Origin of the sequence: Pseudomonas sp. NPDC087185 (assembly GCF_044744955.1) — a bacterium.
In the GTDB taxonomy this organism is placed as follows: domain Bacteria; phylum Pseudomonadota; class Gammaproteobacteria; order Pseudomonadales; family Pseudomonadaceae; genus Aquipseudomonas.
In genome coordinates, this window is record NZ_JBIUZK010000001.1 from 240,440 (window position 1) to 254,518 (window position 14,079).

The following is a 14,079-nucleotide window of genomic DNA, read 5'->3' on the forward strand; positions in this document are numbered from 1 at the left end:
CCTGCGGGGCCCTTTCGCGATACAACTATTCCGCCGACTTCCCAAGCGAATAATCTCTTAATTTGTTGGCAATAGTTGTATGTGATACGCCCAGGCGTTTACCCAATGCTCGACTACTGGGGTATTCAGCCATCAAACTTTCCAAGACCGCCTTTTCAAATCGTCCGACAATCTCTGAAAGATCCCCGTCCAGCGAAAACTCCCCCAGCGGTTGCCGCACGCCATAATCCGGCAAGCGGACATGTTCGCTCTTCACTACCCCGCCTTCACACAGTGAAACGGCCTGGAACAGCACGTTTTCCAGTTGCCGTACATTGCCCGGCCAATGATAGTGCGCCAGTTTTTCCATCGCCGCCGGCGCCAGGCGTGGCAAGGCACACCCAATCTGCCGGCTGGCCTGGTCGAGGAAGTGCTGCACCAGCCCGTCCAGGCCATCCATGCATTCGCGCAACGGCGGAATGTGCAACGACAGCACATTGAGGCGGTGGTACAGGTCCTGGCGAAACTCGCCACGTGCGCAGAGTTCGGAAAGGTCCACCTGGGTCGCGCAGATCACCCGCACATCGAGGTATACCTCTTCATCGCTGCCTACACGGCGGAAGCAACCATCCTGCAAAAAGCGCAACAGTTTCACCTGCAGGCGCGGGCTCATCTCCCCTACCCCGTCAAGGAACAGCGTGCCGCCGGCAGTCAGCTCCAACAGCCCCAGCTTGCCCTCGGCGCGTGCGCCCTCGAATGCGCCCGGGCCGTAACCGAACAGCTCGGTTTCAGCCATGGATTCCGGCAGGCCGGCACAGTTGAGCGCCATCAGGGGCGCCTGGCCGCGCGGGCTGGCCAGGTGGCAGGCACGGGCCAGCAACTCCTTGCCGGTACCGGTCTCGCCTTCGATCAGCAACGGCGCATCCAGTGGCGCCATGCGCCGCGCCTCCCTCACCACCGCCGCCATGACCCGCGAGCTCTGGAAAATGCTGTCGAAACCGCGCAGCTCCTGCTTGCGCACGTTGTAGATGCGCTCGCCGATTCGGTCGGCGCGGTGCAGGGTCAGTACGGCGCCAGCCAACGCCTCGCTGTCATCGTGCTCGGACTGCAACGGCGCGATATCGGCAAGGAACACATCACCTTTGACCTTGACGCGCAGGCCATTGATTCGCGATTTGTTCGAGCGCACCAATTCCGGCAGGTCGAAGTCCTCGACATAACGCGCCAACGGCATGCCCGGCACCTCGTCGACGCGCACGCCGAGCAACTGCGCCGCAGTACGGTTGGCGGCAACGATGCTGCCGCCCATGTCGACCGACAGCACCGGGAAATCCAACGCACCCAACAGCGCGTTCAGCTCCATGTGCCGCCGTTCGCTGGGCATCAGGCCAACGCGCTTGACCCCGAACACACCGGCGATCGACTCGAACTTGGGGCGTAACGCCTGGAACTGCAAATTGATCAGGTTCGGGCAATGCAGGTAGATGGCATTGCCATGGTCGCCACCCACCTCGCCACGCAGTACGTTGATACCGTACTCCACCAGCAGGTTGAGGATGTCGCGAAGAATGCCGATGCGGTTTTGGCAATGCACTTTGATACGCATGGAAGCTCTCGAAGCGGCGAAGTTTTGCAACTCAGCCCGGAAAAGTCGTAAAGAAAAGCTGACGAAAATCTTCTGAGCGCCAGCCTGCTACGGCGAATTTTCCGCGATGCACGGCAATTTGTAAAATTATCGTTACAAAAACACTTCACAAAGCCGGTTGAAGACGCAAAGCAGCCCGTGCAATTCGGCTGACGAAGGGATATTCCTTAGGTATGTCGTGGACATAACAAGAAAGCCCTCACCAGGAGAGCCACATGAAACAGACGCAGTACGTGGCACGCGAGCCCGATGCGCACGGTTTTATCGACTACCCGCAGCAAGAGCATGCGGTGTGGAACACGCTGATTACCCGCCAGCTGAAAGTGATTGAAGGCCGTGCGTGCCAGGAATACCTCGACGGCATCCAGCAGCTCAAGCTGCCCCACGATCGCATCCCGCAACTGGGTGAGGTCAACAAGGTGCTGGGCGCCACCACCGGCTGGCAAGTTGCCCGCGTACCGGCGCTGATCCCCTTCCAGACCTTCTTCGAGCTGCTGGCCAGCAAGCGCTTCCCGGTCGCCACGTTCATCCGTACGCCGGAAGAACTGGATTACCTGCAGGAACCGGACATTTTCCACGAAATCTTCGGCCACTGCCCGCTGCTGACCAACCCTTGGTTCGCCGAATTCACCCACACGTACGGCAAGCTGGGCCTGGCCGCGACCAAGGAACAGCGCGTGTACCTGGCGCGGCTGTACTGGATGACCATCGAGTTCGGCCTGATGGAGACCCCGCAAGGCTGCAAGATCTATGGCGGTGGCATCCTCTCGTCGCCGAAGGAGACCGTCTACAGTCTGTCGAGCGAGCCGGAGCACCAGGCCTTCGACCCGGTCGAGGCCATGCGCACCCCCTACCGCATCGACATTCTGCAGCCGCTCTATTTCGTGCTGCCGAACCTCAAGCGCCTGTTCGACCTTGCCCACGAAGACATCATGGGCATGGTCCAGCACGCCATGCAGCTGGGGCTGCATGCACCGAAATTTCCACCCAAGGTCGCCGCCTGAGCGGCCTTGCGACAACAACTCGAAGCGGAAAACAACCCATGAATGCCTTGAACCAAGCCCATTGCGAAGCCTGCCGCGCCGATGCGCCGAAAGTTACCGACGACGAGCTGGCCGAACTGATCCGCGAGATCCCGGACTGGAACATCGAAGTACGCGACGGCCACATGGAGCTGGAGCGCGTCTTCCTGTTCAAGAACTTCAAGCACGCCCTGGCCTTCACCAACGCTGTGGGCGAAATCGCTGAAGCCGAAGGCCATCACCCAGGCCTGCTGACCGAATGGGGCAAAGTCACCGTGACCTGGTGGAGCCACTCGATCAAAGGCCTGCACCGCAACGACTTCATCATGTGCGCGCGCACCGACAAGGTGGCCGAGACAGCCGAAGGGCGTAAGTAAGCCGGCTAACAGGGCCGCTGTGCACCACCCGATGGCGCACGGCGGCCCTGTTTTTTCTACGAAAAATGTCCGGTATCCGCCCGCAAAACCGACAAGCGACCGGGAAAAAAACCAAACTGTCATCCAGACTTGTGTATCCTGCCCCAGCTTTGCGAAGCTCCGAACGCGCCTGGCGCAGTCTTTTCACTCACACTTGCGAGGACGACGAGATGCACGAAATCCCGAATCTTCCCTTCCCAAGCCTGAACCCAGAAGAGCAAACCGTTGCTGCCCACTCCGAACCGACGCCTGCCGTCGAGGATGGCGACGATCAATCCAGCGCTGACCAGGAATAACCGCGCACCCCTGCGACTGTGTGAAAACGGCTGACCTGCGGACTACCGCCTTCATCACGTTTTCACACCGTTTAGTCTGATTCCTGCCGCATTCCGGTACTCCCCCGCCAAGACTCGCCTCCAACCTCTGCGCACAGACTGGCATTTTTGCCCAGGAGTGGCAGCGCCATGCCAGATGCAGACGGCACTCGCCATCCACGGCCGCTCTACGCAAGGCTTCATACACAGGGCGGGCAGGTGTGGTTAAGATGGGCCGCTTATCGATTCAGCATCATCGCTTCCAGGGATTCCCCGAATGCCACAACAGCCCACCTCTTCCCATGCGATTACCGCGCAAGTCGTCTCCATCGTCCTGTTCACCTTCATCGGCTACCTGAACATCGGCATCCCTCTGGCCGTGCTGCCTGGCTATGTGCACAACGACCTGGGCTTCAGCACCGTCATCGCCGGCTTGGTGATCAGCGTGCAGTACCTGGCGACCCTGCTCAGCCGCCCCACGGCCAGCCGCATCATCGATAACCTGGGCAGCAAGAAAGCGGTCATGTACGGCCTCGCCGGCTGCGGCCTGAGCGGTGTGTTCATGCTCGCCTGCGCGTTCCTCACCCACCTGCCATGGCTGAGCCTGGCCTGCCTGCTGGTCGGCCGCCTGGTGCTGGGCAGCGCCGAGAGCCTGGTGGGCTCCGGTTCGATCGGCTGGGGGATCGGCCGGGTCGGCGCCGAGAATACGGCCAAGGTCATCTCCTGGAACGGCATTGCCAGCTACGGCGCACTGGCTATCGGTGCGCCGCTGGGCGTGCTGATGGTCAAGCAACTGGGGCTGTGGAGCATGGGCGTGAGTATCCTGCTGCTGTGCGTGCTCGGCCTGCTGCTGGCCTGGCCGAAACGCGCCGCGCCGATTGTCAGTGGTGTGCGCCTGCCGTTCATGCGAGTGCTAGGCAAAGTGTTCCCACATGGGTCGGGGCTGGCGTTGGGGTCGATCGGTTTTGGCACCATCGCCACCTTCATCACCCTCTACTACGCCAGCCGTGACTGGCCCAATGCGGCGCTTACGCTGAGCCTGTTCGGCGCGAGCTTCATCAGTGCGCGACTGCTGTTCGGCAACCTGATCAACCGGATTGGCGGGTTTCGCGTGGCAATTGCCTGCCTGTTGGTCGAAACCCTTGGCCTGCTGATGCTGTGGCTGGCGCCCAGCGCCGAGCTGGCGTTGGCTGGGGCGGCACTGAGTGGCTTCGGCTTCTCGCTGGTGTTCCCAGCGCTGGGAGTGGAAGCGGTGAACCAGGTTTCGGCGGCCAACCGTGGGGCGGCGGTGGGTGCGTATTCGCTGTTCATCGACCTGTCGCTGGGGATAACCGGGCCGCTGGTGGGTGCGGTGGCATCGGGGTTCGGGTTTGCTTCGATGTTTCTGTTTGCCGCGGCGGCTTCGTGCTGCGGGCTGGTGCTGAGCCTGTACCTTTACCGGCAGGCGCGACATGGCCGAAAGCAGGTGCAGGAGGCCTGATCATCCAGCGCCTGAACGGGCCTCTTCGCGGGTCTACCCGCGAAGAGGCCCGCACAGCTTTACCGGTGCGCGTGCTGTAGCACCACCTCCAGCGGGTGGCGCAACTGCCGCTCGGTCATGCGTTTGACCTGGCTACGGCACGAATACCCGGTCGCCAACGCCTCGCCTTCCTTGTCCAGCTTGGTCGCCCACGATTGCTCGAAGATGGTCCGCGACGTGTCCTGGTTGCGCGCCTCATGCCCGTAGGTACCCGACATGCCACAGCAGCCTGTGGCTTCGGTCACCAGTTTCAGGCCCAAGCGCGCAAACACCTGCTCCCACTGGCGGGTACTGGCCGGCACGTTGGTCTTTTCGGTGCAGTGCGCCATCAGGCGGAAGTTGCCGGGCGCGGTCGGCGCCTGCTCAGGCAGCACGTCCATCAGCCATTCCTGCGGCAGCAGTACCTTCGGGCAATCCTCCAGGCCTGGCACCTTCTGATACTCCTGGCGGTACACCAGGGTCATCGCCGGGTCCAGCCCCACCAACGGCACACCGCAGTCAGCCAAGGCCTTGAGCTGGGTCGCGTTGCGAATCGCAGCCTTGGCGAAAGCACCGAGGAAGCCCTGCACATGCAATGGCTTGCCGTTGGCGCTGTAAGGCGCCAGGAACACGCGGTGGCCGAGGCGATGCGCCAGCTCGATGAACGCGGCCAACAGCGGCGTCTCGAAGTAACGGGTGAAAGCATCCTGCACCAGCACGATGCTGCGCTCGCGCTGGGCCGGGGTCAGCTCACGCAACGCCGGCACGCTGGCCACACCCACCCGGCAGCGGGTCAAGGTGGACTGGAAGTTGAAGCGGCTGAGCAGCGGGCTGTCGACCATACCGACTTGGTCCGCCAAAAGCTTGCTCACCCATTTCGAGCCCATCACCGCGTTGTACAGCCCCGGCGCGTGGGCCAGGTACGGGATGGTGAATTCCAGCGAGCCAATCAGGTAATCACGCATCGGGCGCTGGTAGCGGCCGTGGTACAACTCGAGGAAGCGCGAGCGGAAGTCCGGCACGTTGACCTTGATCGGGCACTGGCCCGCGCAGGACTTGCACGCCAGACAGCCGGCCATGGCGTCATAGACCTCATGGGAAAAGTCCTCCTGGCCCTGGCTGCGTGCACGGTTGTTGCGCAACCGCGCCGGCAGGCCTTTGAGCCAGGACACCTTGTTGCGCGCCGCCGCCAGCACGTCGATGTTGGCCTCACCCTGCAGGCGCAGCCATTCGCGCATCAGCGAAGCGCGGCCCTTGGGCGAATGCTGACGCTCGCGGGTGGCCTTCCACGACGGGCACATGGCGTCGTTGGGGTCGTAGTTGTAGCAGGCGCCGTTGCCGTTGCAGTGCACCGCACTGCCGAAGTCCTGCCACACGCGTTCATCGATGGTGCGGTCGAGGTCGCCGCGCAGGGTCACGCCATCGACCTGGGTCAGGCCTTCTACGCTGTCTGGCGGGGTGCAGATCTTGCCGGGGTTGAGCTGGTTGCGCGGGTCGAAGGCGCCTTTGAGGCGCTGCAGCGCCGGGTAAAGTGCTCCGAAGTACTCCGGCACGTATTCCGAGCGCAGGCCCTTGCCATGCTCGCCCCACAGCAGGCCGCCGTAGCGCTTGGTCAACGCCGCCACCGCGTCGGAAATCGGCTTGACCAGCGCGGCCTGGGCCGGGTCTTTCATGTCCAGGGCCGGGCGCACGTGCAGCACGCCGGCATCGACGTGGCCGAACATGCCGTAGGCCAGGCCATAGCCGTCGAGCAGCGCGCGGAAGTCGGCAATGTAGTCGGCCAGTTGCTCCGGCGGCACTGCAGTGTCTTCCACGAACGGCTGTGGGCGCACTTCGCCCTCGACGTTACCCAGCAAGCCCACCGAGCGCTTGCGCATGACGTAGACACGGGTCACTGCCTCGGCACCTTCGGCCAGGGTATGGCCCAGGCGTTCGACACTGGTGTCCGCTTGCAAGTGCTGGACAAAGGCCTGCACCCGGGCATTGACCTCGGCCGGCTCATCGCCGCAGAACTCCACCAGGTTGATGCCCAGGGTCGGGCGCTCGGGGTCGGCTGGGAAGTATTCGGCGACGCTGTGCCAGACGATGTCCTTCATCGCCAGCATCAGCACCTTGGAGTCCACCGTCTCGATCGACAGTGGCTTGTGCGCCATCAATGCATTGGCATCGCGAAGCGCATCCATGAAGCTGGTGTAGCGCACGTTGACCAGCACCGCGTACTTCGGAATGGGCAGCACGTTGAGCTTGGCCTCGACCACATAGCCCAGCGAGCCCTCGGCGCCACACAGCACGCTGTTGAGGTTGAAGCGGCCCTGCGCGTCGCGCAAGTGCGCCAGGTCGTAGCCGGTCAGGCAACGGTTGAGCTTGGGAAAGGTGGCCTCGATCAGCTCAGCCTGGGTTTCCTGGATCTCGCGCGCCGTGCGGTACACCTCCCCCACCCGGCCCGGCGCGGCACACGCCTGCGCCAGCGCCGCGTCGTCGATCGGCAGACTGTGCAGGCGCTCGCCACCGAGCAGCACGCTGTGCAGCTCCAGCACATGGTCGCGGGTCTTGCCATAGGTGCAACTGCCCTGGCCGCTGGCGTCGGTGTTGATCATGCCGCCGACGGTGGCGCGGTTGGAGGTGGACAGCTCGGGGGCGAAGAACAGGCCGTGGGGCTTGAGCGCCGCATTGAGCTGGTCCTTGACCACACCGGCCTGCACTCGCACCCAACGTTCCTCGACATTGATTTCGAGGATGGTATTCATGTGCCGCGACAGGTCGACGACGACGCCATCGGTCAGCGACTGCCCGTTGGTGCCGGTGCCGCCGCCGCGCGGGGTCAACTTGACCTGCTCGAAGCGCACCTCGCCCATCAGCTTGGCGACCCGCGCCACGTCGTCGGCATCCATCGGGAACACCGCCGCCTGGGGCAGGCGCTGGTAGATCGAGTTATCGGTGGCCAGCACCGTACGAGTGCCGTAATCGGCACTGATCTGGCCACGGAAGCCGCTGTTGCGCAGGGCTTCGAGGAATTCGGGGTAGTTGGCGGTCGGCGCAAGGGTCGGCAGCTGGGCGATCATCGAAGGATGGCCTCTTGATTGGGGGCTAATTCACGGAAATCCTGCCATCTCGGCATGGGTCGAGGCATGCAGGGATGACGCATGGGCCAATGTTCCTGTAGTTTCGCTTCAGGGGCAAACGGATAATCCTGCCGCTATCAATGACTTTTATGAATGAATTACCGCCACCTGACACCGTCCATGTCGCTGCTGCTGGCTTTCGAGGCCGCCGCCCGGCATGAAAGCTACACCCGCGCCGCCGCCGAGCTGTCGCTGACGCAAAGTGCGATCAGCCGCCAGGTGCAGGCGCTGGAACAGCAATTGGGCCTGACCCTGTTCCGCCGCGAAGGCCGCCAGGTGCAGCTTACCGATGTCGGCCGGCTGTACCAGCGCGAGCTCAGTGAGGCCCTGGGGCGCATCCGCAGTGCCACCTTGCAGGCCCTGGCCTATCAGTCCGGCGTCGGCACCTTGCGCCTGGCGACCTTGCCAACCTTTGGCTCGAAGTGGCTGCTGCCGCGCCTGCACGCCTTCTACAGCGCCCACCCGGGAATGTTGGTGCACATTCATTCGCGGATCGAAGCAATCAACTTCGACACCAGCGAGATCGATGCCGCCATCGGTGTCGCCAGCCATGACCTGCAGGGGTTGATATGCCATCGGCTGCATGCCGAGGAGTTGGTGGTCATTCTCCCGCCAGAAGCCGGTGGCGATGCACAGGGCTGGGACCCGGCACGGATCAGCGCCGAGGTGTTGCTCAATGTCGCCAACAACCCGCACGCGTGGGGTGAATGGTTCTCGCACCATGGCCTGCCGCACCGGTCGATGCGCCTGGGGCCGAGCTTCGAATTGACCTCGCACCTGATCCAGGCGGTGCGTGCCGGCATCGGCATCGGCCTGGTGCCGCGGATATTGGTGGAGGAAGAGCTGGCCAAGGGTGAACTGTTCAGCCCGGGGGCGGCGTTTGCCAGCCAGCGCAGTTATTACCTGATCTATCCGCCGAGAAACGAGGCGCTGCCTTCGTTACGGGCGTTTCGCAGCTGGTTGCTGGAACAGATCTGAACCCAGCGTTGCCAATGCCCCCCTGTTCGCGGGCTTACCCGCGAAAGGGCCCGGCCAGGCAACAAAAAACCCGATGCCAGTCACCTGACATCGGGTTTCACATGCCACCTGCAGCGGTTACTTGGCCACAGTGCCGGCAGCAGTGCTGTTGGCCTGCGCCCGGCGCTTGGGCTTGATCAGGTAGAAGACGAACATCGCCAGCACCCAGATCGGCATCGCATACACCGATACCTTGATGCCGTCGATCTGCAGCATGATGCCCAGAATCAGCACCACGAATGCCAGGCAGATGTAGTTGCCATAGGGGTACCACAGCGCCTTGAACAGCGGCTTCTGGCCCGTGCGGTCGAGGTGCTGGCGGAACTTCAGGTGCGAGTAGCTGATCATCGCCCAGTTGATCACCAGGGTCGCCACTACCAGCGACATCAGCAACTCCAGTGCATCGTGCGGCATGAAGTAGTTGAGCAGCACCGCAATCACGGTTACGGCCGCCGACACCAGGATCGAACGCACCGGTACACCGCGCTTGTCGACCTTGGCCAGGGCCGCCGGAGCATCACCTTGCTCGGCCATGCCTAGCAGCATGCGGGCGTTGCAGTAGGTGCCGCTGTTGTACACCGACAGCGCCGCAGTCAACACCACGAAGTTCAGCAGGTGGGCGGCCACATCGCTGCCCAGCAGGGAGAACACCTGCACGAACGGGCTGCTGCCGTAGCTGCCGCCGGAGGCGTCGATGCTGGCGACCAGGTTGTCCCACGGGGTCAGCGACAACAGCACCACCAGCGCACCGATGTAGAAGATCAGGATGCGGTAGATGACCTGATTGATCGCCTTGGGGATCACGGTTTTCGGCTTGTCGGCCTCGGCGGCGGTGAAACCGAGCATTTCCAGGCCACCGAAGGAGAACATGATGAACGCCAGGGCCATCACCAGGCCGCTGACGCCGTGCGGGAAGAAGCCGCCATGCGTCCACAGGTTGGTCACCGAGGCATCCGGGCCGCCGCTGCCGCTGGTCAGCAGGTAGGCACCCAGGCCGATCATGCCAACGATGGCCGCGACCTTGATGATGGCGAACCAGAACTCGGCCTCGCCGAACACTTTGACGTTCATCAGGTTGATGAAGTTGATCAGCAGGAAGAAGCCTGCAGCCGTTACCCAGGTCGGGATCTCCGGCCACCAGTAGTGAATGTACTTACCGACCGCAGTGAGCTCCGACATGCCCACCAGGATGTACAGCACCCAGCAATTCCAGCCCGACATGAAGCCGGCGAAACCACCCCAATACTTGTGGGCAAAGTGGCTGAACGAGCCGGCCACCGGCTCTTCGACGATCATCTCGCCGAGCTGGCGCATGATCATGAAGGCGATGAAGCCGCAGATGGCGTAGCCAAGGATCATTGACGGGCCGGCGTATTTCATCACGCCCGCCGAGCCGAGGAACAGGCCGGTACCAATCGCGCCGCCGAGGGCGATCAACTGGATATGGCGGTTCTTCAGGCCCCGCTTGAGCTCGCCTGAATGCATGTTGTGTTCACTCATGAACGAAGTCACCTGCATTGTTTTTATCTGTGACGGGATCGGACCCACCGCGCTCGTGGCGCAGCGGAATGGGCAAGGTGGTTACCTTGGGTTTCTTGACACAGGCGCCGCCAGGGCGGCTTAGCCGGGAGTGAGCAAGAGTGCGCGGTACGCAAGAGGGTCACAGGTAAAACGCGGCGCACTGTATACCCCTGCAAGCGCGCAGGCGTCAACGCGTTGCGTCATTCCCTTGAGGAAAAACGCAGCGATCCTGTGGTAGGAGCCTGGTAAGGCGGCGTGATCGGCGTACATGGCGCCTCCATTTGTTGTTCTGTTTGCCCGGCTCTGTGGACGGGCTTCTTGCACACTGCAATGGCCGCAATATCCGCGTGGCACGGGGGTTTGGGCAATAGGGGGACGGGGTTGACCGGGGTGATGCTGGGGGTGGTTTGGCAAGATTTGTTTACGTAAAATCAGCCTGGCCAGGGACGCCGAGTTATTTCGTATAAATTTCTTTACAGGCCGGTTTGAAAACTTGCCAGTCGTCCGAAAAATTCTTTTTCTTCAAGGTGTTGGGTTACAAGTCCGCTGGGTGTGGTCCAGTCGCCTGCCTTGCGTTTTGCGGTGGAGTGCAAATCGAGCGCCGGGCGCGGCGCTCAGTCTCAAAGGCGCAAGAAAAAACACGGCGTAAACCCTTCAGCCCACACCCTCCAAACCTCAGACGGAAAAAAACCAGCCCGAAGGCTGGTTTTTCATCACTGCAACCGCAGATCAGCCACGCGGCTTGCCGCGGCCACGGCCTGCCGGCTTGTCACCGTCAGCTTTGGTCGGGCGCTTGCGCATCTCGCTCGGGCGCTCGGCCACCGCGCTGCCACGGCTACCCTTGCGCGGCGCTTCTTCGCGCGGCTGGCGCGCCGGGCGCTCGGCTGCAACACCGTCTTGCGCCGGGCGCAGGCTGCGTACACGCTCGCTGCGCCCCATCGGACGGGTCGACTTGCGCTGCAGGCGCTCCATCTTGTCCTTGGTCTTGAGGTTCATGGCGGGCAGCGCTACCGGCTGCAGGCCCACTTCAGCGGCCAGGATGTCGATTTCGCCCTGGGTCATTTCGCGCCAGCGGCCCATCGGCAGGTCGGAGTTGAGGAACACCGGGCCGAAGCGCACGCGCTTGAGGCGGCTGACCACCATGCCCTGGGATTCCCACAGGCGACGCACCTCACGGTTGCGGCCTTCCATCACCACGCAGTGGTACCAGTGGTTGAAGCCTTCGCCACCCGGCGCCTTCTGGATGTCGGTGAACTTGGCCGGGCCGTCTTCGAGCATCACACCGGCCTTGAGGCGGTCGATCATCTCGTCGTCGACTTCGCCACGCACGCGCACCGCGTATTCGCGGTCCATCTCGTAGGAGGGGTGCATCAGGCGGTTGGCCAACTCACCGTCGGTGGTGAACAGCAGCAGGCCGGTGGTGTTGATGTCCAGGCGGCCGATGTTGATCCAGCGGCCTTCCTTCGGACGCGGCAGGCGGTCGAACACGGTCGGGCGGCCTTCCGGGTCGTCACGGGTGCAGATCTCGCCGTCGGGCTTGTTGTACATGATCACCCGGCGCGTGGCTTCAGCAGCCTCTTCACGCTTGATCAGCTTGCCATCGACGGTGATGGCATCGTGCAGGTCGACGCGCAGGCCGAGGGTCGCGGCGACGCCGTTGACCTTGATGCGGCCCTGGCTGATCCAGGCTTCGACGTCACGGCGCGAACCCACGCCGATACGTGCCAGCACTTTCTGCAGCTTTTCGCCGGCTGGCGGGGTAATTTCGGTACTTTGCAGGTCTTGCTCACTCATCTGGGCACCTCCCGGTGTAGGAATGAAAAACAGGTTTCTGGCGACGAACGCGCCAAAAGGCCGCGCATCATACGCGGTTCAGGGAATGAACGCACTGCAGCGTAGAGGGTTTTGTGGGGATGGGGAGGGTTTTCTGCCAGGTGGTGCTTGAGTCGCCAGCGCTGGCCGGCACAGGCAACAGAGCAATCAGGGCTGCAGCTTACCCTCTTCCTCCACCGACGCCTCCGGTTCTTCCTCGCGAAGGTCTTCAAAGTCGGTCTTCAACCCCTCTTCCATTTGGTCCAACTCGACCAGCAGGCTGCGGAAACTGGTCTCCTCCTTGGGTTCGGCGGCCTCCTCCCCTTCACCCAGGCTGGCATCGGCCAACGCCTGCAAATGCGCCGGCACCGGGGCATCGTCCGGGTCCAGCAGCGGCTCCGGTTCCATTTCACGCAGCTCGGCCAATGCCGGCAGCTCGTCCAGGCTCTTCAGGTTGAAATGGTCGAGAAACGCCTTGGTGGTGGCGAACATCGCGGGCCGCCCGGGCACCTCGCGGTGGCCGACCACGCGAATCCACTCGCGCTCCATCAGGGTCTTGATGATGTTGCTGTTGACCGCCACACCGCGTACATCCTCGATCTCGCCTCGGGTGATCGGCTGACGGTAGGCAATCAAGGCCATGGTTTCGAGCAGCGCACGGGAATAGCGCTGCGGGCGCTCTTCCCACAGGCGGCCCACCCAAGGGGCGAAATTCTCGCGTATCTGCAGGCGGTAGCCGCTGGCCACCTCCTTCAACTCGAAGGCACGGCCAGCGCAGGACTTGCCGAGCACTTCCAGGGCCTTCTTGAAGACTTTCGGCTCGGGGCGCTCGGCCTCCTCGAACAGCTCGTACAGGCGTTCGAGGGTTTGCGGTTTACCCGAAGCGAGCAAAAACGCCTCGATCAGCGACGCCAGGTCGCGGGGTTCATTCAGATTCATCAAATTCTTCGACAGGCTCGGCTCGCACCCGGACATGGATCGCGGCGAAAGGCTCATTCTGCACCAGTTCGATCAGCGACTCCTTCACAAGCTCCAGAATCGCCATGAAAGTCACCACCACGCCCAGCTTGCCCTCCTCGGCCGTGAACAGTTCGACGAAGGGCACGAAGCCGCCGCCCTTGAGGCGCTCCAGCACGTCGCTCATGCGCTCGCGGGTGGACAGAGTCTCGCGGGTGATCTGGTGGCTTTCGAACAAGTCGTTGCGGCGCATCACTTCGGCCATGGACACCAGCAGTTCTTCCAGGCTGACCTGGGGCAACAGCTTGCGCACCTTGGCCTGCGGCGCCTCCAGGCGCGGCACGACGACATCACGACCCACCCGCGGTAGAGCCTCGATGCCCTCGGCGGCGGCCTTGAAGCGCTCGTACTCCTGCAACCGGCGGATCAGCTCGGCACGCGGGTCGCCTTCCTCTTCCTCGATGTCGGCCGAGCGCGGCAACAGCATGCGTGACTTGATCTCGGCAAGCATGGCGGCCATGACCAGGTATTCGGCGGCCAACTCCAGGCGCACGCTCTTCATCAACTCGACGTAACCCATGTACTGGCGGGTGATTTCCGCCACGGGAATGTCGAGGATATCGATGTTCTGCTTGCGGATCAGGTACAGCAGCAGGTCGAGCGGGCCTTCGAAGGCTTCCAGAATGACTTCCAGGGCGTCCGGCGGAATGTAAAGGTCCACCGGCATCTCGGTCAGGGCTTCGCCGTAAACCAGGGCCAACTGCAATTGCTGAGGC

General features: G+C 62.8%; 11 protein-coding genes. 5 read left to right on the forward strand and 6 right to left on the reverse strand.

What is annotated here, in order from left to right; translation table 11 throughout:
* Positions 1 to 25: 25 nt before the first annotated feature.
* Positions 26 to 1,585 (reverse strand): sigma-54-dependent transcriptional regulator, encoded by a 1,560-nt coding sequence (locus ACIPIJ_RS01065; protein WP_401071898.1) that lies wholly within the window; start codon positions 1,583 to 1,585, stop codon positions 26 to 28.
* A gap of 254 nt (positions 1,586 to 1,839) precedes the next feature.
* Between ACIPIJ_RS01065 and phhA the strand changes: the two genes are divergently transcribed.
* The 4 genes from phhA to ACIPIJ_RS01085 all read left to right on the forward strand — a co-directional run bounded on the left by phhA (position 1,840) and on the right by ACIPIJ_RS01085 (position 4,856).
* Entirely contained in the window at positions 1,840 to 2,628 is a 789-nt protein-coding gene (gene phhA / locus ACIPIJ_RS01070; RefSeq protein ID WP_401071900.1) for a phenylalanine 4-monooxygenase, read from the forward strand.
* Positions 2,629 to 2,666: 38 nt separating this feature from the next.
* On the forward strand, positions 2,667 to 3,023 hold the full coding sequence (locus ACIPIJ_RS01075) for a 4a-hydroxytetrahydrobiopterin dehydratase (RefSeq protein WP_008096719.1): 357 nt from the start codon (positions 2,667 to 2,669) through the stop codon (positions 3,021 to 3,023).
* 209 nt (positions 3,024 to 3,232) lie between these two features.
* Positions 3,233 to 3,358 (forward strand): hypothetical protein, encoded by a 126-nt coding sequence (locus ACIPIJ_RS01080; protein ID WP_256215917.1) that lies wholly within the window; start codon positions 3,233 to 3,235, stop codon positions 3,356 to 3,358.
* A 295-nt stretch (positions 3,359 to 3,653) separates the two neighbouring features.
* Complete coding sequence (locus tag ACIPIJ_RS01085) at positions 3,654 to 4,856, forward strand: MFS transporter (protein WP_401071902.1); 1,203 nt, start codon at positions 3,654 to 3,656, stop codon at positions 4,854 to 4,856.
* Between the two features lie 59 nt (positions 4,857 to 4,915).
* Here ACIPIJ_RS01085 and ACIPIJ_RS01090 read toward each other — a convergent pair whose 3' ends face one another.
* Positions 4,916 to 7,936, reverse strand: a complete 3,021-nt coding sequence (locus ACIPIJ_RS01090; RefSeq protein WP_401071904.1) for an FAD-binding and (Fe-S)-binding domain-containing protein — start codon at positions 7,934 to 7,936, stop codon at positions 4,916 to 4,918.
* 153 nt (positions 7,937 to 8,089) lie between these two features.
* Here ACIPIJ_RS01090 and ACIPIJ_RS01095 point away from each other — a divergent pair, with 153 nt between their 5' ends.
* Positions 8,090 to 8,974 (forward strand): LysR substrate-binding domain-containing protein, encoded by an 885-nt coding sequence (locus tag ACIPIJ_RS01095; protein WP_401071906.1) that lies wholly within the window; start codon positions 8,090 to 8,092, stop codon positions 8,972 to 8,974.
* 117 nt (positions 8,975 to 9,091) lie between these two features.
* On the opposite strand, the gene ACIPIJ_RS01100 is transcribed toward ACIPIJ_RS01095, so the two are convergent.
* The 4 genes from ACIPIJ_RS01100 to ACIPIJ_RS01115 all read right to left on the reverse strand — a co-directional run bounded on the left by ACIPIJ_RS01100 (position 9,092) and on the right by ACIPIJ_RS01115 (position 13,997).
* The gene (locus tag ACIPIJ_RS01100) at positions 9,092 to 10,513 is read right to left on the reverse strand and encodes an amino acid permease (protein WP_401071908.1); all 1,422 of its coding nucleotides are present in this window, start codon (positions 10,511 to 10,513) and stop codon (positions 9,092 to 9,094) included.
* A gap of 750 nt (positions 10,514 to 11,263) precedes the next feature.
* On the reverse strand, positions 11,264 to 12,328 hold the full coding sequence (gene rluB, locus ACIPIJ_RS01105) for a 23S rRNA pseudouridine(2605) synthase RluB (RefSeq protein ID WP_401071910.1): 1,065 nt from the start codon (positions 12,326 to 12,328) through the stop codon (positions 11,264 to 11,266).
* 186 nt (positions 12,329 to 12,514) lie between these two features.
* Positions 12,515 to 13,285, reverse strand: coding sequence for an SMC-Scp complex subunit ScpB (gene scpB / locus ACIPIJ_RS01110; protein ID WP_401071912.1), 771 nt, complete (start codon positions 13,283 to 13,285; stop codon positions 12,515 to 12,517).
* Complete coding sequence (locus ACIPIJ_RS01115; protein WP_401073386.1) at positions 13,272 to 13,997, reverse strand: segregation and condensation protein A; 726 nt, start codon at positions 13,995 to 13,997, stop codon at positions 13,272 to 13,274. Before ACIPIJ_RS01115 ends, scpB begins: the two co-directional genes overlap by 14 nt.
* Between the last annotated feature and the right edge of the window lie 82 nt (positions 13,998 to 14,079).

Bases quoted from the DNA above. Each gene is read 5' to 3' on its own strand.
- ACIPIJ_RS01100 (WP_401071908.1), bottom strand. From the start codon at position 10,513: ATGAGTGAACACAACATGCATTCAGGCGAGCTCAAGCGGGGCCTGAAG.
- ACIPIJ_RS01075 (WP_008096719.1), top strand. From the start codon at position 2,667: ATGAATGCCTTGAACCAAGCCCATTGCGAAGCCTGCCGCGCCGATGCG.
- ACIPIJ_RS01065 (WP_401071898.1), bottom strand. From the start codon at position 1,585: ATGCGTATCAAAGTGCATTGCCAAAACCGCATCGGCATTCTTCGCGAC.
- ACIPIJ_RS01080 (WP_256215917.1), top strand. From the start codon at position 3,233: ATGCACGAAATCCCGAATCTTCCCTTCCCAAGCCTGAACCCAGAAGAG.
- phhA (WP_401071900.1), top strand. From the start codon at position 1,840: ATGAAACAGACGCAGTACGTGGCACGCGAGCCCGATGCGCACGGTTTT.
- ACIPIJ_RS01095 (WP_401071906.1), top strand. From the start codon at position 8,090: ATGAATTACCGCCACCTGACACCGTCCATGTCGCTGCTGCTGGCTTTC.
- ACIPIJ_RS01085 (WP_401071902.1), top strand. From the start codon at position 3,654: ATGCCACAACAGCCCACCTCTTCCCATGCGATTACCGCGCAAGTCGTC.
- scpB (WP_401071912.1), bottom strand. From the start codon at position 13,285: ATGAATCTGAATGAACCCCGCGACCTGGCGTCGCTGATCGAGGCGTTT.
- ACIPIJ_RS01090 (WP_401071904.1), bottom strand. From the start codon at position 7,936: ATGATCGCCCAGCTGCCGACCCTTGCGCCGACCGCCAACTACCCCGAA.
- rluB (WP_401071910.1), bottom strand. From the start codon at position 12,328: ATGAGTGAGCAAGACCTGCAAAGTACCGAAATTACCCCGCCAGCCGGC.